Here is a 23,681-nt window from a genome sequence, read left to right on the forward strand (position 1 = left end):
CCCGGGCGGGCAGGTCGTGACGGCGCGGAGCGATTTGGGATATGCGCCGGGCGGGCTTGCGCGGTATAGGCGTGGCGCAGAACGAAACCTCAGGAGGTTTTTTTGGATCGAGCGGTAAATGCGGCTGACCTCGGGGCGGCCGCGTCTGGTTTGTCACCTTTGGATCTGTTCCTCCACGCCTCCATCGTGGTGCAGCTTGTGATGATCGGACTGATCTTGTGCAGTGCCTTCGTCTGGGCCGTGATCATCGAGAAGATCGTTCTCGTCCGGCGCGTCAATCGCGAGGCCACGGCGTTCGAGGACCGGTTCTGGTCCGGCGGCAGCCTCGAGGATCTCTACGACAGCGACGGCGCCAAGCCTTTGCATCCGATGGCGGCGGTCTTCGGCGCTGCGATGGGGGAATGGCGTCGTTCGGCGCGTATCACCGGGATCGATCTCGCCCGGGGCGGGGTGAGGGATCGTGTCGATCGTGCGATCAATATCACGATCGCACGCGAGATGGATCGTCTCAGCCGTCGCGTCGTGGCTCTTGCCACGATCGGCCCCGTTGCGCCGTTCGTCGGCCTGTTCGGGACGGTCTGGGGCATCATGCATGCCTTCGGGTCCATCGCGGCCATGCACAACACCAATCTTGCCGTGGTCGCGCCGGGTATTTCCGAAGCGCTCTTCGCGACGGCCATAGGGCTCGTGACCGCCATTCCGGCCTATGTCGCCTATAACGTGACGAGCAGCGCGCTGGACCATTTTGCCGAGCGCATGGAAGCGTTCGGCACGGAGTTCGCTGCCATCCTGTCGCGTCAGTCTGAAGAGCGGAGCTGAGATCCATGGGCATGTCGGCAGGAGGGGGGCCGATGCGCGGCCGCAGGCGGCGCCCGGCTTCGGAAATCAACGTCACGCCTCTGGTGGATGTCATGCTCGTGCTGCTGATCATCTTCATGGTCACAGCGCCCATGATGACGAGCGGCGTCAATGTCGATCTGCCGAAAACCGACGCCAGTCCGCTCAACGCGGATACCAAGCCGATCACGGTCTCGGTCAAGAGCGATGGCGGGATCTATCTGGGTGACGAGCCCGTTTCGGCCGATCAGCTCGTGGGCCAGCTGCAGCAGGCAGCCCAGAACGACAAGGAGCACCGGATCTTCGTCCGGGCCGATGCTCATATCAATTATGGTCAGGTGATGGACATCATGGGGAAAATCACCTCGGGTGGCTTCACCCATGTGGCGCTGCTGGCCCAGCAGCCCGCCGCAAGCCAGTAACGAGAGGAGAAGCAGCGTTGCTGCGTCCCCGTCGGTCCGACATCCGGCGTTTTCGCTACGCCCTCGGTGCGTCCGTTGCCGGTCACGCCCTGTTCGTCGGTTTTCTCCTCCTGCGTATGCCGATGAGCAAGCCGCCCGAGCCCCCCGAACCTCCGCCGATCGAGATGGCCTTCGAGGAGGCCGGTCCTCCGGCGACGCCGCACAAGGCTGAAAAACCCGCTCCCAAGCCGGCGCCTGCCCCAGCTCCCGTTCCCGACGATGCGCCGCCGGCGCCGACACCGCCGACGCCTCAGCCGGTCGAGGAGCCCCAGCCGCCGCCGCCACCGCCGCAACCGGTTCCGCCTCCCGCAGAGAGTAAGACGCCGCCTTTGCCGGATGTGAAGGCGCCACCGAAAGTGGTGGATGACGTCGCCGAGCCGATCAAGGCCTCGCCGCCGCTTCCGTCTCCGCCTTCGGTCTCGAAGCAGGTCGCCCCACCGTCTCCCCAGACGCAGGCCGTGGACAAGCTTCCGGATACGCCGGAATTCTCTCACATTACCCAGCCCAATCCGGCGAAGAAGACCAAGGCCGAGTCCCATTCCCTTCTGGCGACGCTCGATTCGTTCCGTGCGGACCAGAAGCAGACCCACCCGCCCAAGGCGCGATCGAACCCCAGGCAGGGCGGTGCGCCCAACGGTGGAGGCGCGCCGAATGGCGATATCACCAACGCGCTCAGTGCGGCCCAGCAGAAGGCGATCGGCGGGTCTGTGCGTCGCTGCTATTCGGAGGACACGCAGGCGCGCAATTATGCCTCATTCAGCGCGCATCTGATCGTGACCGTCGATGCGACCGGAGAAGCGAGAATGGCGCGTTTCGCCCCCGATACCCAGGCGAAAGTCAACGCCGATCCCTCCTACAGGGCGCTGGCCGAGCGCGCGCGCGATGCCGTGCTCAGTCCGACCTGCTCGAAACTTCCGATCCCCCGGAATCTTCTCGGCAGGACGCACGAGCTGAAATTCGTGTTCCGACCGTAAACCCACGCTGCGCAAGAGAATAGAAGTCATGCGAGTCGAATTGCCGTTCCTGTCCGACGATCAGGCACAAGGCCTGTCCAACCTGTTATCCCGCCGCACCCTGCTCGGTGTCTCCGCAGCAGCTGGCGGCCTTCTTGCGACCCCGCTCCAGGCTTTCGCCCAGGCAGACGGTACAGGAACTTCCCCCGGCGCGCCGGGCGAGGCCGAGATCACGGTGGATCAGGCGCGCACCGCCCCGATCCCGATCGCCATTCCGTCCTTCGGCCCGGGCCTCGGCGAGCAGATCACCGGCGTGATCGCCGCCGATCTCGAGAGCACCGGTCTTTTCACCGTGCTGCCCGGCGCGCCGGGCGCTCCCGATTTCGCCGCGCTCAAGGGGCAGGGCGCTCGGGCCGTCGTGACTGGCAGCGCGTCGGGATCGAGCAGCGCGCGGGTCGAAATGCGGCTGTGGAACGTCCTGACCGGCCAGCAGATCCAGGGCACGGCCTATACGGCATCGGCTGCCAACTGGCGTCGTATCGCTCATACGATCGCCGATGTGATCTATGAGCGTATGCTGGGAGAGAAAGGGTATTTCGACACCCGTATCGCCTATATCGCCCGTACCGGACCGCGCCACCATCAGATCACCAGACTTGCGATCATGGATCAGGACGGGGCGAACGCCCACACCCTGACTTCCGGCCAGTGGCTGACGCTGACGCCGCGGTTCAACCCGGTCCGCGACCAGATCGCCTTCATGTCCTACGCCAATAACCGGCCCCGGGTTTACACCTTCGATCTCGCCTCAGGCCGACAGCAGATGCTCGGGGAATTCTCCGGCATCTCCTTCGCGCCGCGTTTCTCCCCCGACGGGAATCAGGTCGTGCTCTCCGCGACCCGGGGCGGCGGCTCGGATATCTTCATCGTCGATCTCGCATCGGGTGCCAAACGCCAGATAACGAGCTCGGGTGCGATCGATACCAGCCCGTGTTTCAGCCCCGACGGCAGCCAGATCGTCTTCAACTCGGATCGCGGGGGGTCGCCCCAGCTCTATATCATGAGCGCGTCTGGCGGGGGCGTGCGCCGGATCTCATACGGTCACGGCAGTTATGGATCGCCCGTCTGGTCGCCGCGCGGGGATCAGATCGCCTTCACCCGGATCGCCAACGGGCGTTTCTCGCTCGGGGTCATGATGCCTGACGGCACGGGAGAGCGCATCCTCACCGAAGGGTTTACGGTGGAAAGTCCGACGTTCTGCCCCAATGGGCGGGTCATCGCCTTCTGCCGCCAGTCGGCCGCAGGTGCGGGTGGCGCGGGATTCTCGAGCGGAATCGGTACGATCGACATCACCGGTTTCCATGAGCGTCCCATCCGCACCGCGACGGGCGCATCCGATCCGGCCTGGTCGCCGCTGCGCGGCTGAAAAAACGTGTCTTCGGCGCCGCGTTCTGTGGCGGCGGAGACACGAAAACCGGATTTCTCATGAAATCAGCGCGACCGGCCGCCGTGCCATAATCATGTCGCTTGACCATGCTTCTCTCGTGTGAGTAAGGGCAATCTTGGTCGTCGGGACCAGTGAGCGCCTTGGTTCAGGTAACCAGAAAGCAAAGCGGGAACTCCGACCTGTTTCAATAGTTGTCGTAACGCTTCCTGGTCCCGGATGGGGACTATATTCAGGGTTGGCAAAAATGAATTTCAAGCTTCTCGGTGCGCTTGGTCTCGCAGTCGTTCTCGCTGCGTGCTCGGACAAATCGAACACGGGCGCATCGACCGGTGCGGGCGCTACGGCACAGGAAACCGGCGCAGCGCCGGGCAGTGAGGCCGATCTGGTCGCCAATGTCGGCGATCGCGTGTTCTTCGACCTGAACCGCAACACGCTCTCGAGCGATGCCCAGATGACCCTCGACAAGCAGGCCGCCTGGCTTGCCCGCTATCCGCAGGTCAGCGTCCAGATCGCCGGTAACTGCGACGATCGCGGCACGGAAGAGTACAACATTGCGCTCGGCCAGCGCCGTGCGAATGCTGCGCGCGACTATCTCGTCGCCAAGGGCGTCGCACCCTCGCGCATCACGACGATTTCCTACGGCAAGGATCGTCCGACCGCCGATGGCGATGACGAGCAGGCATGGGCCCAGAATCGTAACGCGATCACCTCGGTTCGCTGATCGGCTCCAGCCGATCCCAACGGTATCCGCGAAACCGGCTGGCGCTTATGCGTCAGCCGGTTTTGTTTTATGATACGTGCAGTTTACAGCGAGGCTCCCGGCTCGCTTCCCGATCAGTCATAAGGATGCGCCATGCGCGGTACCCCCGTTCTCCGCTTCATCGTCCTGTCCGGTATCGCCGTTGCCGCCTTTGCGGGGCCTGCGATGTCCACGGCGCAGGCGCAGATCTCGAGCCGCGAGGGAATCGCGCTGCAGAACCAGATCGAGCAGTTGAGCCAGCAGATGCAGCAGGTCCAGCAGATGCGCGAGACGTCGAACGGCGCAGTCTCCGCCTCATCCCGGGCCGCACCGGCCGCCAGTGGGGATCTGGTGTCCCAGCTTCTCCAGCGCGTAGCGACCCTCGAGAACGAGAATCGCGACATGCGCGGCGCGCTCGACCAGCTGACGAATCAGGTGCAGACGGATATGGCGAGCCTCAAGAAGCAGATCGCCGACATGCAGTTCGCCGCGCAGAACGGAGGGGGCGGGGGCGGAGCTGGGGCCGGAGCCGGGGCCGGGGCAGCGTCCCCGGCCGACATGCAGGCTTCGTCGGCCCCCGCAGCAAAGCCCGTGACGGCGATCGAGCTGCTCAAATCGGGGCAGGAAGCCCTGCGCGCCCATGATTATGCGTCCGCCCAGAGCAGCGCCGAGCAGGCGCTCAGGCGCGCCAGGACCGTCAATGGCAAGATCGATTCCCAGTTCCTTCTGGCCCAGTCCCTGGCCGGGCAGAAACAATACCGGGATTCCGCCGTGGCCTATTTCGATGCCTATAAGCGCGCGCCGAAATCCACCCGTGCGCAGGAAGCGCTTCTGGGTGTATCGGCTTCGATGCTCGCTCTCGGAGACAAAAACTCCGCCTGCGAGGCACTGAAAAAGCTCCAGACAGAGTTTCCCTCCCCGACGCCGCGGGTCAGGTCGGCAATGACCAGTTTCAAGGGACGTGCCAGCTGCCATTGAGAGAAACCGTTCCGGTCAGCGCAGGCGAGTTCGCCGCGCTGATGGCGCGTTTCGGCCCGTTTCCCTCCGACGATCCGGCCTTTCCCATCGGGATTGCCGTATCGGGCGGGGCAGACAGCCTCTGTCTCGCTCTTCTGATGCGACAATGGCGACGCGCCGTTCAGGCTTTCGTCGTCGATCACGGTTTACGGCCCGAATCCGCCGCTGAGGCGCGGATGACCATAGGCAGACTGGAGGAGATGGGCGTTCCCGCCCTTCTCCTGACCCTGACGGGTCTGGACGGGAGGCGGGCGATCCAGTCAGGTGCGCGGGCAGCGCGGTATGCAGCGCTGGACTCTGCCTGCAAGGCCCGGGGGATCCTCGACCTTGCCCTCGGGCATCACGAGGACGACCAGATCGAGACCCTGACGCTCCGGCGCGCCCATGGCAGCACGGCGCATGGCATGGCCGGTATGGCCCGTAGCCGGGAAACGCCGGAGCTTCGCTATCTCCGCCCCCTGCTCGGAATTTCGTCCGCACGGCTGCGCATCACCCTGCGCGACGCCGGGTGCGACTGGATTGAGGACCCGAGCAACCGGAACCGGCGATTCGAGCGCGTGCGTATCCGGCAGGATCTGACCCCGGGCGACAGGGTTGCAGCGCGCGGCGATCTGGCACGATACGGCGCGAAGCGGGACGGGACACAAAGCCGTCTGGGCGCGCTGGCTGGAGAGGTTCTCATGGATCCTCTCGGATTCGCTCTTCTCGGCGAGAAGCTCCCGGAGCCGGATCTTCTGGCGCGGCTGTGGCAGATCGTCAGCGGTGCGGCTTTCCCGCCTTCACCCCGGCTTCTCGCCGCTCTTCATCGCGCGCCGCGTCCTGCAACCCTTGGCGGTGCGTTGCTCGCCCGATCCGGACGACTCGGCAGGACATGGATTCTGATGAGAGAGCCCGCCGCGATCACGGCCCGGACACCGGTGGCGCCGGGTCTCCTGTGGGATCGACGCTTCGAGATGGCTGGATCGGAGGCGGGGGAAATCGCTCCATTCGCAGCGATGGCGGCGGCGCATGGCGAGATCGGACCGCTGGGGCGCGAGGCCTCCGATTTCCGGTCATATCCCTATCCGTTTCGTATTCTCGCCGGTCTTCCGGCACTGCGCATCAAGGGACGGCTGGTGGCCGTCCCCTGTCTCGAGGACCCCGGAGCGGCAACCGGGACTGCGGCCGGGGCAGGGATAAGCATGCGGTTTTCTCCGCCTCTTACCCTGACCGACCGCTCGGAATGGGGAGATGACCCTGCGACTTGCCGGCCCGGAGCCTGAAAACTTGATCGCGAGGGGCTGGGAACGGACCGACGAATGCTTATGTTAACACGAGACCGTATGACGCTTGCCCGCCCGGGCAGGACGCCTTTGAGACTGTCGTCCGCATGGTCGGGCAGTCTTCGCCTGTAGCGATTGGAACAATTGAGACTGTGATGAACAATTTTGGCCGCAATCTGGCTCTTTGGGTGATCATCATCGTTCTGGCGGTGCTGCTTTTCCTGGCGTTCCAGCCGGGCGGCGCCCAGCACGCGTCCCAGCAACTGGCCTATTCTGACTTCATCACGGATGTCGATCAGGACAAGGTGCGCTCGGTGGTCGTGCAGAATCACGATATCACCGGCACCCTCAAGGACGGCACATCGTTCGAGACCTATGCGCCCGCCGATCCGAACCTGATCCCGAGGCTGACCGCAAAGAAGATCGAAGTCGTTGCAAAGCCCATGGAGGCTGACGGAAGTCCGATTCTCAGGGCGATCACGAGCTGGCTGCCACTCGTTTTCCTTCTCGGGATCGGTATCCTCTTCTTCCGGCAGATGCAGTCGGGCAACGGACGCGCCATGGGATTCGGCAAGTCCCGCGCCCGGCTCCTCACGGAAAAGCAGGGGCGGGTGACCTTCGAGGATGTCGCCGGAATCGACGAGGCGAAATCCGAGCTGCAGGAGATCGTGGATTTCCTCAAGGATCCCCAGAAATTCACGCGGCTCGGCGGCAAGATCCCCAAGGGAGCCCTGCTGGTCGGTCCTCCGGGCACCGGCAAGACGCTTCTCGCCCGTGCGATCGCAGGTGAGGCGAATGTTCCCTTCTTCACCATCTCGGGTTCGGATTTCGTCGAGATGTTTGTCGGTGTCGGTGCCTCGCGCGTGCGCGACATGTTCGAACAGGGCAAGAAATCGGCACCCTGCATCATCTTCATCGACGAAATCGACGCGGTCGGTCGTCATCGCGGTGCCGGTCTCGGCGGCGGCAATGACGAGCGCGAGCAGACCCTCAACCAGATGCTGGTCGAGATGGACGGTTTCGAGAGCAATGAGGGCGTGATCCTGATTGCCGCGACGAACCGGCCCGATGTTCTCGACCCGGCACTTTTGCGTCCCGGTCGCTTTGACCGTCAGGTCGTGGTTCCGAATCCCGATGTCGCGGGTCGTGAGCGCATACTGCGTGTCCATATGCGCAAGGTACCGCTGGCATCGGATGTCGATCCGAAGGTGATCGCACGTGGCACCCCCGGTTTTTCCGGTGCGGATCTGGCCAATCTCGTCAACGAGGCGGCCCTGCTTGCGGCCCGGCTCGGAAAACGTACCGTGGCCATGCTCGAGTTCGACAATGCCAAGGACAAGGTCCTGATGGGGGCCGAGCGCCGCTCTCTCGTCATGACCGATGAGGAAAAGCGCATGACCGCCTATCATGAGGCCGGTCACGCCATCTGTGCGCTCCTCACGGCTGGGTCGGATCCGATCCATAAGGCCACGATCATCCCGCGCGGGCGGGCCCTTGGCATGGTGCAGATCCTGCCGGAAGGCGATCGCATCGCGATGAGCCGCATGCAGATCAAGGCGCAGCTGGTTCTGGCCATGGGCGGTCGTGCAGCCGAGGAAATCATCTTCGGCGCGGATAATGTCGGCACGGGCGCATCGAGCGACATCAAGATGGCGACGAATTATGCCCGGCGCATGATTACGGAATGGGGCATGAGCGAGAAGCTCGGCATGATCGCTTATGGCGATAACGGTCAGGAGGTGTTTCTCGGTCACTCGGTGACGCAGAACAAGAACGTCTCCGAGCAGACCGCGCGCGAGATCGATCGTGAGATCAAACAGCTGATCGATGCGGCCTATCACCATGCCCATACGCTCCTGCTCGAGAATATCGACGCCCTCCATCGTATCGCCCAGGCCCTGCTCGAATACGAAACCCTGTCGGGAGACGAGGTGGGCAAGGTGCTGCGCGGAGAGACCTTCGAGCGGGTCGAGGTCGACGATTCGGCACCCGAGAACCGTCGTGCCTCGGTGCCGACGATCAGGCCCGAGAAAGGACCGGAGACTGGAGGAGAAACGGACGCTCTGACGCCATCGCCCCAGCCGGGCTGATGTCGAGGGAGACCGAAGAAAAGAAGAGGGCGAAAGCCCTCTTTTTTTGTGGGTTTTTTCGGGCCGTTGCCTGTGCTTGAAGAGGTCAGGGTGCCCGGTGCGGGACTGTCGGTGAAACAAGGGCGATCATGAGCAACCAAACAAACGCGACGCGCAGGCTTTTCGGGACGGATGGCATCCGCGGCGAGGCAAACAGCTTTCCGATGACGGTCGATATCGCGCTGAAGCTCGGGCAGGCCGCCGGGCTGTATTTCCGGCGTGGAGCCCATCGTCACTCCGTGGTTCTCGGGAAGGACACGCGCCTTTCCGGCTATATGATCGAAAGCGCGCTGGTCTCGGGATTTCTCTCTGCCGGTATGGATGTCATTCTGGTGGGGCCGCTGCCGACCCCGGCAATCGCCATGCTGACGCGCTCGCTGCGGGCCGATCTCGGCGTCATGATTTCTGCATCGCACAATCCGTTCGGCGATAACGGAATCAAGCTCTTCGGTCCTGACGGTTTCAAATTATCCGATGAGGTCGAGGCCGAGATCGAGGCTCTCATGACGATGGACCTCTCAGCCAGGCTTGCGTCGCCCGCAGAGGTCGGACGCGCTTCGCGTCTGAACGATGCTGCAGGGCGCTATATCGAAAACGCGAAGGCCTCTTTCCCGCGCGGCTCGCGTCTCGACGGGTTGCGCATCGTGCTCGACTGTGCCAACGGGGCCGCCTATCGCGTCGCACCGGTCGCGCTCTGGGAGCTGGGTGCGGATGTCATCAAGATCGGATGCGCACCCGACGGGATCAACATCAATGCATCCTGCGGCTCGACCCACCCTGCGGCCCTGCAGGAGGCCGTGATTCGCCATGAGGCCGATATCGGGATCGCCCTCGATGGAGATGCCGACCGCGTCATCATCGTGGACGAGAAGGGCGAGATCGTCGATGGCGACCAGATTCTCGGTCTGATCGCCCTGTTCCTTCACCGGAGCGGTCGCCTGCATTCGACGGATGCCGTCGCGACCGTGATGTCCAATCTCGGTCTCGAGAAGACGCTTCAGGCGCACGGCATCACCCTTCATCGAACCGCCGTGGGCGATCGTTATGTGGTCGAGCGCATGCGCGAGCTGGGGGCGAATCTCGGCGGTGAACAATCGGGTCACATGATCATGTCCGATTTCACCACCACGGGAGACGGTCTGGTCGCAGCGCTTCAGGTTCTCGCGGTTCTGGTGGAGATGCGCGCTCCGGCCAGTGAGATCTGCCGCGTGTTCCGGCCTTATCCGCAGCTCTTGCGCAACGTGCGCTATACGGGCGCGGACCCGCTCGGGACCGAGCGCCTCATCGAGGCGCGGCGCAAGGCCGAGGCGCGCCTCGGGACCCAGGGGCGTCTCGTTCTGCGCAAGAGCGGGACCGAGCCTCTCATTCGCGTCATGGCCGAGGCGGAGGACGCCGCCCTGGTGGAGGATGTGGTGGCGTCGATCTGCGATGCCGTGACCGCGGCAATGACCGGGGAATGAAGGGCCGCGTCCTTATCGTCGCCGGGAGCGATTCCGGGGGAGGGGCGGGCATCCAGGCCGATATCAAGACCGTGTCGGCTTTCGGTGGCTTCGCCATGACGGCGATCACGGCGGTGACCGCGCAGAACACGCATGGCGTGCAGGGCATAACAGCCATGTCGCCCGACTTCGTTGCGTTGCAGATGCGCATGGTTCTGGACGATCTGGGGGCCGATATCGTCAAGCTGGGTATGCTCGGTAATGAGAGCATCGCCGAGGCGGTCGCCGATACCCTGGCGTGCTATCCCGATCTGCGCTGTATCGTCGATCCGGTCATGATCGCGACCAGCGGGGATTCCCTGATGGGAGACTCGCCCTGTCGGGCTTATGGCAGACTGATGAAGCGGGCTTTCGTCCTGACGCCCAATCTGCCCGAACTCGCCGAGTTGAGCGGCGAAAACCCCGGCACTGTCGAGGGGGTCTTCCGTGCGGCCAGAAAGATCTGTCTCGAGCACGGGCCGCGTTACGTTCTGGCGAAAGGGGGGCATCTCGAAGGATCGGTCGTGTCCGATCTCCTCGTCTCATCGGAAAGCAGGAAGATCTTTTCGGCGGACAGGATAGAGAGCCGGCATACTCACGGTACGGGGTGCACTCTGGCGAGCGCTCTTGCGACATGCCTCGCCCAGGGCGAGACGCTCGATCAGGCGGTCATTCGCGCGCGCCGGTATGTGCGTCGTGCCATCCTCGAGGCACCGCCCTTCGGTAAAGGGAGCGCCTGTCCGATGAATCACGCAGTCAGCTCAGAATGATGCCTGAAGCGAGCTTTCGTCTTTCGCTTCGGTTCTGAGCGCTGTCGCCGGCGTCGTCGCGGGTTTCGCTTCGTCCCTCAGCACATAACCACGGCCCCAGACGGTGCCGATCAGCTGTCCGGCTCCGAATTGCTGGAGCTTCCGGCGGAGCTTGCAGATGAAGACGTCGATGATCTTCATCTCGGGTTCGTCGATGCCACCATAGAGATGGTTGAGAAAGGCATCCTTGGTGAGGACGGTTCCGCGACGCAGCACGAGCAGCTCGAGGATCGCATATTCCTTGCCCGTGAGCTGCACCGGATTTCCGTTGACGGTGGCGCTCTTGGCGTTGAGATCGATCGAGAGCGGGCCGACCGTCATGATGGTGGTGCTGAAACCCCGCGACCGACGCAGAACGGCGTGCAGGCGCGCGAGAAGTTCCTCGGAGTCGAAAGGCTTGGTTATGTAATCGTCGGCGCCCGCATGGAACGCCTTGATCTTCGCCTGTGCCCGGCTCAGGCCGCTCAGCACGATGATCGGCGTTTCGATCTGCGTGTTGCGGACGCGCCGGATCACCTCGAAACCTTCGAGATCCTCCAGCGTCAGCTCGGTCAGGGCCAGATCGTAATCGTAATGGCGCAGCATATCGATCGCTTCGTGCCCGGTCTGGGCGTGATCGATAGTAATACCGCCCTGCTTCAGCGTTTTGATCAGGGTATGAGCCGTGGCTTGATCGCTTTCCACAAGAAGGAGGCGCATATCGTCAATCTCCAGGGTTGTTGTGATCGTGTTACTACCTGAGGTTGCTGTCGGCAAGGAAAATACTTTCTTACCTCAAAAACTTTTCTGGTGAGGAGTAACGTGTTTTTAACGAAGTGGGTCTAAAATTTCATTGTATTTACAGTTTGTTCTCATAGTGAACGTTAAGAATAGTTGAACGACATCGTCTGATATGGGGATCCTTACGAACAAATTTCCCTATGCATTATTCACGTTCGTTAACGTAAAAGGTTCCTGAGAATCCGCAATTTGAATCCGGATTCTCTTTTTCCACCCGTTTAGGTTGTATGGTGTGGCCTTTACCTTCTTTCATGATTCTATTGGGTCGTTTGCAAGCATAGATAACGAAATTACGATTCCGGAACGAAACCGGAGTGATTACTTCCCGACCTTCCTCTTCAGGACCTTTATCCGTGAGCGAGATTCGTGCAGATCAAGAGAAATAGTAGGCAGCAGCGTTGGCGCGAGATGCTCGAATGTGCCTCAGCCCTGACCGCAATCCTGCGTCGCGAGACCAGAGCGCGTCACGTGAGGCATGAAGCAGAGGCCGCGATGATCGCGGCGGAGCGGGCCGTGCTCGAATCGAATGATGAAGACAGCGCTGTGGAGGGCTTCGTCAGCTGGCTGCCCGAGGCGCGGGACACGATCGAACGTGCGCGTGCGGCTGAACGCGAGGTCGGGATCGATGTCGCAGTCGCCTATCAGGCCTTCGTGATGGCGCGGAATGCCTCCGAGCATTGCCCCGTGCCGGATGGCGATCTGCGTCCCTGACAGATCTATTGCGACCGGATCGCGGTCGAATGACGGTTTGCGCTCTCGGGCGTCTGATCGTGCAAGGATTTCTCGCGCCGGTCGTCCGGGGGGAAGGCCACGCGCGCCCCGGTGGGGGCGCGCAGGTTTCGCTCCCCCGTCCCGACGGCGACAGGCGGGAGTCAGGGTTGCGCCCGATGCATGTCCGACGGGGTTTCATTCGTGTCGGTCAAGACGGGGCGGCTGCCGATGATGACGCAGGCAACAGCCGTGGACGCGTCGCGTACGAACGAGATCCACGTCTCTCCTTCGTCCTCGAACAGATCTGTCTTCAGCGACAGGCGTGCCGGTACGACGCCTTCGCCGGTCGCCGTCAGCCCCTGGGCCGCGTGAGCGAGCAGATGATGAACGGCGCGTTCCGTCGATGCGACGTCTGCCCCTTCGGGATGGCGGGTCAACAGACGATCCCGGTCGGCGCTTGAGATGAATGCCGGCACACCCCCCTCGGGCGTGGTTCGCTCGGCCCGCAGGAGATGGCCCTCCTGCGCGAGGCGAATGATGTCGATCGGGGGGAGGAGCTCAGGGTCGATTGTTATCGGCATCGTTCGTTTCCGGCGATCGGAGTCAGGGGGGTCAATCGAAGTTCACGGAGTCGAGGACGGTGGCATTCCCATGGCCTGCATCAGGCGCGCGGTCTCAGCCGGATGGGCCTTGAGCAGCGCAATATTCCCCGGATCCGGCGAGGGAAAGCCCGCAGGAGGTTTCTGTCCGTGCATGATGGCCACGGTCATGCCGAAAGCCGTCAGGCCGAGCACGAAATCGCGGGGCGTGAAACCATGTGCAGACAGGATTTGCGGGACACCCGGTGTGGCAGACACCCTGTCTATCGTCTGCTGCAAGGTCAGGCTCGACGAGTCGGGCGGTGCGATCCGGGCCGAGCGGAGCGATTCGACCGTGCCCATGGCGCGGGACATGAAATCGGAGGGCAGCCTATAGGCGAGACCCGACTCCACATCCGCACGCATTCCCGGCGACATGGACGCCCCGCCCCCGGGAGGCGCGTCCTGCCCCCGGGCCGCGGGAGTCGCGAGAAAAGCGCCGCAAAGACCGAGAGTCGCGACGACCGGGGCGAGGCGGCTGCGGGGGCGTTTTGTCATACCCAGGCTCCCTTGCGCATGAGCGGTGTCGCCTTGCCGTCGCAATCCAGCCCATCCACGTCGATCCGGTCCGAACCGATCATCCAGTCGATATGGATCATGCTCGTATTGGCACCCCGCGCCGACAGCGATTCCGGGGTCGCGCCCTCCGTATCGAACAGGCATTTCGTGTAAGCCTGACCGAGAGCGATATGACTCGAGGCATTCTCGTCGAAAAGCGTGTTCCGGAACAGGATGCCGGTTTCCGAAATCGGGGAGGCATGGGGGACGAGCGCGACCTCACCGAGTCGCGCGGCGCCTTCATCGGTGTCCAGGATGCGGCGCAAGGCGTCCTCGCCCTGCCCGGCATGGGCCTCGACGATCCGGCCGTCTTCGAAGCGCACGTTTATGTCGTCGATGAGCGTCCCTTGATGAAAGAGCGGCTTGGTGCTTCGCACGATCCCCTTCACCCGGTGGCTATGCGGAGTGGTGAAGACCTCTTCGGTCGGGATGTTGGGGTTGCACGCCACGCCCGAAGATGTGCGCTCCGAGCCCCCCGCCCATGCATGACCGTCTGCCAGTCCGACCTCGAGATCGGTGCCGGGTCCCGTGAAACGCAGGGCATGGAAGCGTCTCTCGTTCAGCATCGCTGCGCGGGCGTGCAGGGTGGCGTTATGCGCCCCCCATGCGACCACGGGATCGGCTGCATCGAGTCGCGAGGCGCTGAATATGGCGTCCCACAAACGATCCTGCGCCTCGTCCGGAGCAAGATCCGGAAAGACCTGGGCGGCCCAGCTTCGTGTGGCGTAGGCCACGATGGTCCAGTTCGTGTCGAAACGGGTGATGATTTCCATCGCGGCACGGTTGACGCGCGACGCCGCACGGCTTGCACGCGAGACCCTTTGCGGATCCTGCCCGTTCAGCAGGGTAGGATTGGCGCCCGTGATCGCGAGTCGGGCCGCGCCTTGCCGGTAGGCGCGGGCGATTCCGTCGGCGAGCCAGTCAGCGCTGACATCGAGGCTTTCGTCGGAGGCATGGCGGAAACGGGCAAGTGTTGCTTCGTCATCCGCATACTGGGTCGTGACGAGGCTCGCACCGGCGCGATAGGCATGCTCGGTAATCCGCCTGACCAGACTGACCGCCTCGAGCGGCGCGGAGATGAGAAGCTCCTGGCCGGGCTGGAGATTGAGCCCGATTCTCACGGCGACCTCGCCCAGCCGGTCCAGTCGATCGGTAAAGTTTCTGGCGGTCTCGGACATCGTACGGTTTCCTTGGCGCGAAATTGAGAGGCGGGGGCGCAGGTTATTCGCCGAAGGTCTCGGCATGATGGGCACGACGCGGCGCGCGGCGCGGACGTTCGTCGCGCCTGGGGCGATCCTGCGGCTGGGACTCTGCCTTAGATGCCGCGCGGATCTCGACTTCGAGCTCGCGGATCCGGCGCTGGATGCTCTCGCGCAGGGTTGGCGAGGTATGCGGCTTCATCGCGCCGAGCGTTTCCTTGAGATCGCGAAGCTGCTTCTGCTTTTCGGCCAGATTGCGGCGGATCGGCTGGTTGTCGGAAAGCTGTCCTGTATAGGAGCGCATGAATAGGTCCGTTTTCACTCCGGTATCGTCCGGAGAAAGTCACAAGGGGAGTCTCCCCTGGGCGCGGAAAGACCGGCGTATCCCGGGAGAGCGTCCCCGTCTCGTTTGAAAGGCTGCGCCAGCCTTCGATGCGTCAGATGCCCAATGCCTCGAGCGTTTCGACGAGCCGGTCCATTTCCTGGTCCGTGCCGATCGAAATTCGCAACCAGTCGCGGATGCGGGGTGCGCTGAGCTGGCGCACGATCATATGCTGTTCTCGCAATCCGTCGAGCAGGGCGCCTGCATCGCGATCCGGATGGCGCACGAGAACGAAGTTCGCACAGGAGGGCAGAATGTCAAAGCCCAAAGCCTCGATCCGACCCACAAAGCGCGCACGGGTGCGTTTGACGCGCTCCGTCACCTGCGCCAGCCAGGCGGTGTCTGCAATGGCGGCGGCCGCACCTTTCTGCGCGATCCGGCTCAGGGGATAGGAATTGAAGCTGTCCTTGACGCGGGTCATCCCCTCGATCAGATCGGGATGACCGATCGCGTAGCCCACGCGCAGCCCCGCGAGGCCATGGGATTTCGAGAGGGTCTGCACCACCAGCAGATTATCGTAATGCTGCGTCAGCGGAATGGCGGAGTGCGCACCGAAATCGACATAGGCTTCATCGATGATGATCGTACGATCCGGTTGCATCCGGGCCAGGCGCGCGATGGCGTCGAGAGAAACGGCATGGCCGGTATTCGCATTGGGATTGGCGATCGCGATCCCGCCGCAGGGGATGTCGTAGCCGTCGATATCGATCTCGAACGCCCCGTTGAGCGGAATCTCGCGAAAAGGCTGATCGAAGAGCTGGCAATAGACCGGATAGAAGCCGTAGCTCACATCGGCGAAGAGCATCGGCGCGTCCTGGGCGACGAGGGCGCGAAAGGCATGGGCGAGGACCTCGTCCGACCCGTTGCCGACGAAAACCCGCTCGATCGGCATGTCGAAACGCGTCCCGATGGCCTGACGCAGATCCTGAGCGGTCGGATCGGGATAGAGCCTCAGACTGTCGTCGCAGGCGTCCCGCATGGCCGCGATCGCCCGGGGGCTCGGACCGTAAGGCAGCTCGTTGGTGTTGAGCTTCACCACATCGTCGCCGCGAGGCTGCTCGCCGGGGATATAAGGATGGAGTTGATGAACGCGTGCGTTCCAGAACCGGCTCATGCCTGCCTCGTCAGTTCGGCAGACAGAAGATGGCTCTGGCCGTGAGTTTCCGCGATGTCGCGAACCGACAGGCCCTCGGCGTCGCGCTGGTTGGGATCGGCGCCTCGCTCGAGCAGGAATCGCACCAGCTCCACCCGGCCGAACATGACGGCGAACATCAGGGGCGTGCGGCCGAGATGACTGGGAATGTCGAGCGCGGCACCGCGGTCCACGAGGAGTTCAGCCACGGCCAGATGCCCCTTGAATGCGACACCCGAGAGCGCAGTGGCGCCTTTCGCATCCTGCAGATCGGGGTTGGCGCCCCGCTCGAGAAGAAGCCGGGTCGCCGGAAAGACGCCGTTATAGGCAGCGACGATCAATGCCGTGTAGCCGCGGCTGTCCTGGGCATCGACGGCCATCCCGGCATCGAGAAAGCGGGTCAGGAGATCGGTATCTCCGCGCCGCGCCGCGTCGATGAACAGGGAGGTGATCTGTTCGGGCGAAAAACTGCCTGCCGGCATCATTTCGGTCATTGGCGGGTCCGATAGGGTCATAGCTGCGCCAGCATAGACCAGCGCGGGGCGATCAGGAAGCTCTCGACCCCGGGGCCTTTTCCCCGGGTATCCCGTCTGTCCTGCCGGGTAGGAGGATCGTCTCGCCCCGCTCCGGAACCCTGAACCAGTCCGGAGAGCGCCCCGACGCGGCCAGAGCACGGCTCAGCCGCCCGGGAGGCTCCCAGTACCCTTCATCCGTGAGCTGGAAGGTGCCGAAATGCATTGCGACCGCGCGGCGGGCCTCGAGGCGCAACGCGGCATCGAGGGCCTGCTCGGGCGTCATGTGAACGTCGTGCATCAGCGAGACCGGCTCATAGGCGCCAATGGGCAGCAGAGCGAGATCCGGTGGACCGAGCCGGTCGCGTATGAAATCCCAGTGACGCCCATGCGCCGTATCGCCCGCGAAGAAGAGGGTCTCCTCGGCGCTGCGGAGATGAAACCCGCCCCAAAGGGCCTTGTTCGCATCGAACGGGGTGCGTGCCGATCCATGCAAGGCAGGGGTGAGCGTCACGAGCGGTCCCCCCGCCAGGCCCGTGCCGGTGCGGTCCCACCAGTCGAGCGACCGGATGCGCGAGAAGCCGAGACCGCGCAGATGCCTGCGATTGCCGATCGGCGCGATGCAGACAGGATCGTCGCGCCGCGCGATGCGGCGCAGCGTCGGCCGATCGAGATGGTCGTAATGGCAGTGGGAAACCAGCACGAGATCGATCGCGGGGAGAGACCGGAAATCCAGCCCCGGGGCTACGACCCGCGCGGGCCCGAAATGCCGGAACGGAGAGCAGCGTGCGGAGAGGATAGGGTCCGTGAGTACGGCAAGGGGAGGCTGTCCGCGGCGCCCGATACGGATCAGGAAGCTGGAATGGTTGATGAAGGTGACGGAAAACGCACCCGGCGCGAGATCGGGCAGGACGACCCGACGCGGCGGCGGGAGATCGTCGGGCCATCTCGGGCGGAGGCTGCGCTGCCAGGCGAGGATCGACGCGAAGCCGGGATCGATTCTCCTGTCGGCGGGAGGAGAGGCGAGCCGCAATGCGGACGGGTTGTAGAACCTCCGGCCGTCATGATGGTCGGAAACTGGGAAATGGGCCACGGTTATCCCCGCAAAAAAGCGTGTGGTCGAGCACTCGTGAATGGCCCGGCCCTAGCACATTATGGGCAATCGGCGTCTTATACGCAGTGCAATGTATTGCCGGGCCGGTAGGTTTCAGTTTGGTGTCAGTGCTGTCGGGATTTTGAGGCAATATGTGCAGTGCAGCGGAACATCGCCACGATGCAGGCGTATGATCAGGATGTTGGATGGCCGCTCTCGCCATGGAACTGCCATGAGCGGTGAGCGCGGTCACGCAATCTGCATGGTTGCCGGTGGCAAAAGGATCCCCGATGGGGTTGTCTCAGGCAGCAAACCGGTCTTGAACATCCATGTCTGTCCGGCTGATGGTTTTCCATCGCAAAGAGTTAATTCGGAGGTCGATTTTTGATGCGTTCCTTGAGCAACCCGTCCGCGTATGGCGCGGAAACTGGCGGGACGGCCGGCACCGATGCCGTCGATATCGCGCAGCTGAGCATCAATACCATTCGCACCCTGTCGATGGACGGTGTGGAAAAGGCCGATTCCGGCCATCCGGGTACGGCCATGGCGCTTGCACCCGTCATGTACGCCCTGTGGCAGAATGACCTGAAATACGATCCGGCGAACCCGCTCTGGCCCGGTCGCGACCGCTTCGTGCTTTCGGTCGGTCATGCGTCGATGCTTCTCTATTCGACCATCTATCTCACGGGCATCCGCGATGTCGTGAAGGACAAGGTTCTCGAGCGTCCGTCGCTCACGCTGGACGATCTCAAGCAGTTCCGTCAGCTCAATTCCAAGACGCCGGGTCATCCCGAATACCGTCATACGGCCGGTGTCGAGACCACGACCGGACCGCTCGGCCAGGGCTGCGGCAACTCGGTCGGCATGGCGATGGCCGAGAAATATCTCGCCGCGCATTACAACCGCCCCGGTTTCGACCTGTTCGACTACCACACCTATGTCTTCTGCGGCGATGGCGACATGATGGAGGGCGTGTCCTCCGAGGCCGCTTCGATGGCCGGTCATCTCGGTCTGGGCAATCTGATCTGGCTTTACGATTCCAATCAGATCTCCATCGAGGGTTCGACCGATCTCGCCTTCACCGAGAACGTCGCCGAGCGTTTCCGTGCCTATAAGTGGCATGTCGTGACGGTCGATGATGTCAACGATCTCGCCGCAGTGTCCAAGGCGCTCGAGGAAGCCCGCGCGGTCAAGGATCGTCCGAGCCTGATCGTCATGCATACGGTCATCGGCTATGGCGCGCCCAAGAAGGCCGGTACGGCCTCTGCCCATGGCGAGCCGCTGGGCGATGAGGAAATCGCTGGCGCCAAGAAAGCCTATCACTGGCCTTGGACCGATCCATTTCATGTGCCGGAAGGCGTGCTCGAGCATTTCCGCGAGGGAATCGGCGCACGCGGTGCGAAGGCCAGCGCCGAGTGGCAGGCCCTGTTCGACGCCTATGCCAGGGAATATCCGAAGGAAGCCGCGGAACTCACGGCCATCTTCGAGCGTCGCCTGCCGGAAGGCTGGGACAAGGATATTCCGAAATGGGAGGCAGACGCCAAGGGTGTCGCCTCGCGTGCGAGCTCCGGCAAGGTCATCAATGCCGTTGCGAAGAACCTGCCGTGGATGATGGGTGGCTCCGCCGATCTGTCGCCTTCGACCAAGACGAATCTCACCTTCGAGGGTGCCGGTTCGTTCCAGCCGCCGCAATGGGGCGGTACCTATGCAGGTCGCAACGTGCATTTCGGCATTCGCGAACATGCGATGGGTTCGATCTGCAACGGTCTGGCCCTTGCCGGTCTGCGCGCCTACGGGTCGGGATTCCTGATCTTCTCCGACTACATGAAGGCGCCGATCCGTCTCTCGGCTCTCATGGAGCTGCCGGTCATCTATATCTTCACCCATGACTCCATCGGTGTCGGTGAAGACGGTCCGACGCATCAGCCGATCGAACAGCTCGCCCAGCTGCGTGCGACCCCGGGGATCATGACCATTCGTCCGGGCGATGCCAACGAGGTTTCCGAGGCCTGGCGTACGCTGATTCCGCAGACGCACAAGCCTGCGGTTCTCGTCCTCAGCCGCCAGAACCTGCCGACGCTCGACCGCAGCAAATATGCCTGCGCCTCCGGTGTGGCGAAGGGCGCCTATGTCCTTGCGAGCTGTGAGGGCAAGCCGGACGTCATCCTGATGGCTTCGGGTTCGGAAGTGTCGCTGGTCGTCGATGCCTATGAGAAGCTGACGGCAGAGGGCATCAAGGCCCGGGTCGTGTCCTTCCCGTCCTTCGACCTGTTCGAAGAGCAGGACCAGGCCTATCGGGACAGCGTTCTGCCGCCCGACGTCAAGGGGCGTGTGGCCGTCGAGCAGGCAGCTGCTTTCGGCTGGGATCGTTACACCGGTATCGGTGGCGCGATCATCGCCATGAACAGCTTCGGTGCCTCCGCGCCGCTCAAGGGGCTGCTCACCAAGTTCGGCTTCACGCCGGAGAAGGTCTACGAAGCTGCGCGCAAGCAGGCCGAACGCAAGTAATACGAGTGCAGAAGACCCGACCGTTCGCCTCGACGGTCGGGTCCGGTGGTGCCGCGCACGTTCGTAGCACCACCCGTTTCGAGGTCAGGGTCGGAAAACCGGCCTGAGCTGCGACGGGGCTTCATGAGAAGCCCGTCAGAGGGACAGACAGGAGTTACGTCATGGACGTCGATCAGAAGCCGGACGCCGCGAAGGGCGCGAACGTGCTGCGTGACCTTTCCAAATTTGGCCAGTCACCCTGGCTGGACTTCATTCAGAGATCCTACACTGCCGATGGCAGCCTCAAGAAGCTCGTCGATGAGGATGGCCTGCGGGGTGTTACTTCCAACCCGGCCATTTTCGAAAAGGCCATGGGTTACGGCACGGATTACGATGCCCAGATCAAGGATCTGCTGGCAAAGGAAATCCTGTCCCCCGGTGAGCTGTACGAAAAGCTCGCAATCACCGATATCAAGGCGACCGCCAAGGTCATGCACCCGGTCTTCGTCGAGACCAAGGGGCTCGATGGCTATGTGAGCCTCGAGGTTTCGCCCTATCTGGCGTTCGAGACCAAGGCTACGGCCGATGAGGCCCGTCGTCTCTGGGCGGCCGTCGGCGAAGAAAACCTGATGATCAAGATCCCGGGTACGCCTGAGGGGATCCCGGCCTTCCAGGAAGTGACGTCAGAAGGCATCAGCGTCAATGTCACGCTGCTCTTCTCGCTCGAGGCCTACAAGAACGTTCTCGAAGCCTATATCAAGGGTCTCGAGATCCGCCATGCCGCGGGCAAGGATATCAGCAAGATCGCCAGCGTGGCGTCTTTCTTCGTGTCGCGCATCGACGGCAAGATCGACGGTGCCATCGATCGTCGCGTCAAGGAAGGCGACAAGGATGCCGAGGCGCTGAAAGCCCTGCGTGGCAAGGTCGCCATCGCAAACGCGAAGGTCGCCTATCAGCATTATCTCGAAGTCATGAAGAGCGAGCGCTGGAAGAAGCTGGCTGCTGCCGGTGCCAATCCGCAGCGTCTGCTCTGGGCCTCGACCGGCACCAAGGACAAGACCTTCTCAGACGTGCTGTATGTGGAGGAGCTGATCGGAGAAGACACCGTCAACACGATCCCGCCGGCAACGTTCGACGCCTTCCGCGATCACGGCAAGCTGCGTGCCAGCCTGACCGAGAATGTGGATGACGCGTTCAAGGTGCTCGAGCAGCAGGCCAGGCTCGGCCTCGACCTCGACGGCGTGACCAAGACCCTTGTAACAGAAGGCTGCGCTTCGTTCTGCGACGCTTTCGACCAGCTGCTCGGGGCGGTAGCAAACAAGCAGGCCACGTTTCTCGGGTCCAGACTGATCGAGCAGAAGGCCGACCTTCCGGCCGATCTGAAAGCGGCTGCCGACGCCGTTCTCGAGGACTGGCGCAAGACCGGCAAGGGTCGCAAGCTCTGGGCCAAGGATGCGTCCGTATGGACGGGCGGCGACGAAGCCAAATGGCTGAAATGGCTCGATATCGTCGATGAGCGTCTGGCTCATGTCGCTGAACTCGAGGCGTTCGCCAGCGAAGTGAAAGCCAAGGGCTTCAGCGATGTTCTGCTGCTCGGTATGGGCGGGTCGAGCCTCGGTCCGGAAGTGATTGCCGAGACGTTCGGCCAGATCGCAGGTTTCCCGAAGCTGCATGTGCTCGACAGCACGGACCCTCAGCAGGTCAAGACCTTCGAGAATGCGGTCGATCTGAAGAACACGCTTTTCATCGTCTCGTCCAAATCGGGCGGCACGCTGGAGCCGAATATCCTCAAGGCCTATTTCTTCGCAGCCGCCGAAAAGGCGCTCGGTTCGGCACCTGGCAAGCATTTCGTGGCGGTGACCGATCCCGGTTCCCACATGGAAGATGTGGCGAAGAAGGACGGATTCTGGAAGATCTTCTACGGCGAGAAGCAGATTGGAGGCCGGTTCTCCGTTCTCTCCAATTTCGGTCTCGTTCCCGCGGCAGCAGCCGGTCTGGACGTTCGTGCTTTCCTCGAATCCGCATTGCGTTCCGTCAAGGAAGCCTCGGCCAGCACGCCGCCGGCCCATAACGGCGCCATGCAGCTCGGTGCCATTCTCGGCGCGGCAGCCACGAAGTTCGGCCGTGACAAGGTGACGATCGTCGCCTCTCCCGCGATCTACGATCTGGGGGCGTGGCTCGAGCAGCTTCTCGCCGAGTCGACCGGAAAGAAGGGCACAGGCCTGATCCCGATCGACGACGAGACGCTGGGCGCGCCGGGTGTCTATGGCAAGGATCGCGTCTTCGCCTATCTGCGCCTGACAGGGGAAGCCTGTCCGAAGCAGGAGAAGGCTATCGCTGCCCTGATCGCCGCTGGCGAGCCGGTGGTGACGATCGATCTCGCCGACAAGCTCGATATCGCCCAGGCATTCTTCCACTGGGAATATGCCACGGCCGTCGCGGGTTCGGTTCTCGAGATCGACCCGTTCGATCAGCCGGATGTCGAGTTCAGCAAGATCGAGACGAAGAAGCTCACGACCGCCTTCAACGAGACGGGCAAGCTGCCGCCCGAAACGCCGTTCGCGACTTCGGGGGCGTTCGAGTTCTTTGCCGATGACGTCAATGCGAAGGCACTGGGTCAGGGCGATGCGCTCGCAATCCTCAAGGCGCATTTCGGCCGTGTGAAGGCTGGCGACTATGTGGGCGTTCTCGCCTATATCGAGCGCGATCTGAAAACGCGGGAGTGGATCCAGGCCGTGCGCCTGAATCTGCGCGATCAGCTCAAGGTTGCAACGGCGGCGGAGTTCGGCCCTCGCTTCCTTCATTCGACCGGCCAGGCCTATAAGGGCGGCCCCGATAGCGGCGTGTTCCTCCAGATCACGGCTGACGATCATGCCGATCTGGCCGTTCCGGGCGAGCGCTTCACCTTCGGCGTCGTCAAGGCCGCCCAGGCGCGCGGCGATTTCGATGTGCTCTCCGAGCGCGGACGTCGTGCCCTGCGGGTCCATATCAAGGGACCGCTCGAAGCTGGCCTCGCCGAGCTGGCGACGGTCATCGGGAAGGCCGTCTGAGACTGAC

The 23,681-nt window shown here is 63.0% G+C and carries 21 protein-coding genes; 13 read left to right on the plus strand and 8 right to left on the minus strand.

Annotated features, from left to right (window positions below; all coding sequences use genetic code 11):
* Positions 1–150 precede the first annotated feature (150 nt).
* From tolQ to thiD, 10 genes are all read left to right on the plus strand, one after another.
* Positions 151–819 carry a protein TolQ gene (gene tolQ / locus SSA02_RS02545; protein WP_371859161.1) on the plus strand — a complete coding sequence of 223 codons (669 nt, stop codon included), beginning with the start codon at positions 151–153 and terminating at the stop codon, positions 817–819.
* A 5-nt stretch (positions 820–824) separates the two neighbouring features.
* The gene (tolR, locus tag SSA02_RS02550; RefSeq protein WP_147092324.1) at positions 825–1,259 is read left to right on the plus strand and encodes a protein TolR; all 435 of its coding nucleotides are present in this window, start codon (positions 825–827) and stop codon (positions 1,257–1,259) included.
* Between the two features lie 17 nt (positions 1,260–1,276).
* Entirely contained in the window at positions 1,277–2,272 is a 996-nt protein-coding gene (locus SSA02_RS02555; protein WP_147092325.1) for an energy transducer TonB, read from the plus strand.
* A 28-nt stretch (positions 2,273–2,300) separates the two neighbouring features.
* The gene (gene tolB / locus SSA02_RS02560; protein ID WP_186807642.1) at positions 2,301–3,677 is read left to right on the plus strand and encodes a Tol-Pal system beta propeller repeat protein TolB; all 1,377 of its coding nucleotides are present in this window, start codon (positions 2,301–2,303) and stop codon (positions 3,675–3,677) included.
* A 265-nt stretch (positions 3,678–3,942) separates the two neighbouring features.
* Positions 3,943–4,419 (plus strand): peptidoglycan-associated lipoprotein Pal, encoded by a 477-nt coding sequence (gene pal / locus SSA02_RS02565; protein ID WP_147092326.1) that lies wholly within the window; start codon positions 3,943–3,945, stop codon positions 4,417–4,419.
* Between the two features lie 132 nt (positions 4,420–4,551).
* Positions 4,552–5,415: a tetratricopeptide repeat protein gene (locus SSA02_RS02570; protein WP_147092327.1), complete on the plus strand. Its 864-nt coding sequence runs from the start codon at positions 4,552–4,554 to the stop codon at positions 5,413–5,415.
* On the plus strand, positions 5,412–6,716 hold the full coding sequence (gene tilS, locus SSA02_RS02575) for a tRNA lysidine(34) synthetase TilS (RefSeq protein WP_147092328.1): 1,305 nt from the start codon (positions 5,412–5,414) through the stop codon (positions 6,714–6,716). Before SSA02_RS02570 ends, tilS begins: the two co-directional genes overlap by 4 nt.
* Positions 6,717–6,871: 155 nt before the next feature.
* Complete coding sequence (ftsH, locus tag SSA02_RS02580; RefSeq protein ID WP_147092329.1) at positions 6,872–8,806, plus strand: ATP-dependent zinc metalloprotease FtsH; 1,935 nt, start codon at positions 6,872–6,874, stop codon at positions 8,804–8,806.
* Between the two features lie 128 nt (positions 8,807–8,934).
* Complete coding sequence (gene glmM, locus SSA02_RS02585) at positions 8,935–10,305, plus strand: phosphoglucosamine mutase (RefSeq protein WP_147092330.1); 1,371 nt, start codon at positions 8,935–8,937, stop codon at positions 10,303–10,305.
* Positions 10,302–11,093, plus strand: coding sequence for a bifunctional hydroxymethylpyrimidine kinase/phosphomethylpyrimidine kinase (gene thiD / locus SSA02_RS02590; protein ID WP_147092331.1), 792 nt, complete (start codon positions 10,302–10,304; stop codon positions 11,091–11,093). The genes glmM and thiD overlap by 4 nt, the downstream gene beginning before the upstream one ends.
* On the opposite strand, the gene SSA02_RS02595 is transcribed toward thiD, so the two are convergent.
* The gene (locus SSA02_RS02595; protein WP_147092332.1) at positions 11,085–11,831 is read right to left on the minus strand and encodes a response regulator transcription factor; all 747 of its coding nucleotides are present in this window, start codon (positions 11,829–11,831) and stop codon (positions 11,085–11,087) included. The genes thiD and SSA02_RS02595 overlap by 9 nt on opposite strands.
* A 447-nt stretch (positions 11,832–12,278) precedes the next feature.
* Here SSA02_RS02595 and SSA02_RS02600 point away from each other — a divergent pair, with 447 nt between their 5' ends.
* Positions 12,279–12,623: a hypothetical protein gene (locus SSA02_RS02600; protein ID WP_147092333.1), complete on the plus strand. Its 345-nt coding sequence runs from the start codon at positions 12,279–12,281 to the stop codon at positions 12,621–12,623.
* 161 nt (positions 12,624–12,784) lie between these two features.
* Here the strand turns inward: SSA02_RS02600 and SSA02_RS02605 are convergent, their stop codons facing one another.
* The 7 genes from SSA02_RS02605 to SSA02_RS02635 form a co-directional block, all read right to left on the minus strand.
* Positions 12,785–13,204: a hypothetical protein gene (locus tag SSA02_RS02605; RefSeq protein WP_147092334.1), complete on the minus strand. Its 420-nt coding sequence runs from the start codon at positions 13,202–13,204 to the stop codon at positions 12,785–12,787.
* Between the two features lie 42 nt (positions 13,205–13,246).
* Positions 13,247–13,759 (minus strand): hypothetical protein, encoded by a 513-nt coding sequence (locus SSA02_RS02610; RefSeq protein ID WP_147092335.1) that lies wholly within the window; start codon positions 13,757–13,759, stop codon positions 13,247–13,249.
* Positions 13,756–14,997, minus strand: coding sequence for an aminopeptidase (locus SSA02_RS02615; RefSeq protein WP_147092336.1), 1,242 nt, complete (start codon positions 14,995–14,997; stop codon positions 13,756–13,758). The genes SSA02_RS02610 and SSA02_RS02615 overlap by 4 nt, the downstream gene beginning before the upstream one ends.
* Before the next feature lie 43 nt (positions 14,998–15,040).
* Positions 15,041–15,322, minus strand: a complete 282-nt coding sequence (locus SSA02_RS02620; protein ID WP_147092337.1) for a hypothetical protein — start codon at positions 15,320–15,322, stop codon at positions 15,041–15,043.
* Between the two features lie 133 nt (positions 15,323–15,455).
* The gene (locus SSA02_RS02625; RefSeq protein WP_147092338.1) at positions 15,456–16,514 is read right to left on the minus strand and encodes a pyridoxal phosphate-dependent aminotransferase; all 1,059 of its coding nucleotides are present in this window, start codon (positions 16,512–16,514) and stop codon (positions 15,456–15,458) included.
* The gene (locus SSA02_RS02630) at positions 16,511–17,026 is read right to left on the minus strand and encodes an ankyrin repeat domain-containing protein (protein WP_147092339.1); all 516 of its coding nucleotides are present in this window, start codon (positions 17,024–17,026) and stop codon (positions 16,511–16,513) included. Before SSA02_RS02630 ends, SSA02_RS02625 begins: the two co-directional genes overlap by 4 nt.
* Before the next feature lie 52 nt (positions 17,027–17,078).
* Complete coding sequence (locus SSA02_RS02635; protein WP_186807643.1) at positions 17,079–18,137, minus strand: MBL fold metallo-hydrolase; 1,059 nt, start codon at positions 18,135–18,137, stop codon at positions 17,079–17,081.
* Positions 18,138–18,524: 387 nt separating this feature from the next.
* Here SSA02_RS02635 and tkt point away from each other — a divergent pair, with 387 nt between their 5' ends.
* Both tkt and SSA02_RS02645 read left to right on the plus strand, forming a co-directional pair.
* Entirely contained in the window at positions 18,525–20,645 is a 2,121-nt protein-coding gene (tkt, locus tag SSA02_RS02640) for a transketolase (protein WP_147092341.1), read from the plus strand.
* A gap of 161 nt (positions 20,646–20,806) precedes the next feature.
* Positions 20,807–23,674 (plus strand): bifunctional transaldolase/phosoglucose isomerase, encoded by a 2,868-nt coding sequence (locus SSA02_RS02645; RefSeq protein ID WP_147092342.1) that lies wholly within the window; start codon positions 20,807–20,809, stop codon positions 23,672–23,674.
* The last annotated feature ends 7 nt before the right edge of the window (positions 23,675–23,681 follow it).

The sequence above is a fragment of the Swaminathania salitolerans genome, assembly GCF_007988945.1.
Taxonomy (GTDB): domain Bacteria; phylum Pseudomonadota; class Alphaproteobacteria; order Acetobacterales; family Acetobacteraceae; genus Swaminathania; species Swaminathania salitolerans.

Bases quoted from the DNA above. Each gene is read 5' to 3' on its own strand.
- SSA02_RS02595 (WP_147092332.1), bottom strand. From the start codon at position 11,831: ATGCGCCTCCTTCTTGTGGAAAGCGATCAAGCCACGGCTCATACCCTG.
- pal (WP_147092326.1), top strand. From the start codon at position 3,943: ATGAATTTCAAGCTTCTCGGTGCGCTTGGTCTCGCAGTCGTTCTCGCT.
- SSA02_RS02630 (WP_147092339.1), bottom strand. From the start codon at position 17,026: ATGACCGAAATGATGCCGGCAGGCAGTTTTTCGCCCGAACAGATCACC.
- SSA02_RS02605 (WP_147092334.1), bottom strand. From the start codon at position 13,204: ATGCCGATAACAATCGACCCTGAGCTCCTCCCCCCGATCGACATCATT.
- SSA02_RS02615 (WP_147092336.1), bottom strand. From the start codon at position 14,997: ATGTCCGAGACCGCCAGAAACTTTACCGATCGACTGGACCGGCTGGGC.
- tkt (WP_147092341.1), top strand. From the start codon at position 18,525: ATGCGTTCCTTGAGCAACCCGTCCGCGTATGGCGCGGAAACTGGCGGG.
- thiD (WP_147092331.1), top strand. From the start codon at position 10,302: ATGAAGGGCCGCGTCCTTATCGTCGCCGGGAGCGATTCCGGGGGAGGG.
- tolB (WP_186807642.1), top strand. From the start codon at position 2,301: ATGCGAGTCGAATTGCCGTTCCTGTCCGACGATCAGGCACAAGGCCTG.
- SSA02_RS02645 (WP_147092342.1), top strand. From the start codon at position 20,807: ATGGACGTCGATCAGAAGCCGGACGCCGCGAAGGGCGCGAACGTGCTG.
- ftsH (WP_147092329.1), top strand. From the start codon at position 6,872: ATGAACAATTTTGGCCGCAATCTGGCTCTTTGGGTGATCATCATCGTT.
- SSA02_RS02620 (WP_147092337.1), bottom strand. From the start codon at position 15,322: ATGCGCTCCTATACAGGACAGCTTTCCGACAACCAGCCGATCCGCCGC.
- glmM (WP_147092330.1), top strand. From the start codon at position 8,935: ATGAGCAACCAAACAAACGCGACGCGCAGGCTTTTCGGGACGGATGGC.
- SSA02_RS02570 (WP_147092327.1), top strand. From the start codon at position 4,552: ATGCGCGGTACCCCCGTTCTCCGCTTCATCGTCCTGTCCGGTATCGCC.
- SSA02_RS02625 (WP_147092338.1), bottom strand. From the start codon at position 16,514: ATGAGCCGGTTCTGGAACGCACGCGTTCATCAACTCCATCCTTATATC.
- SSA02_RS02610 (WP_147092335.1), bottom strand. From the start codon at position 13,759: ATGACAAAACGCCCCCGCAGCCGCCTCGCCCCGGTCGTCGCGACTCTC.
- tolR (WP_147092324.1), top strand. From the start codon at position 825: ATGGGCATGTCGGCAGGAGGGGGGCCGATGCGCGGCCGCAGGCGGCGC.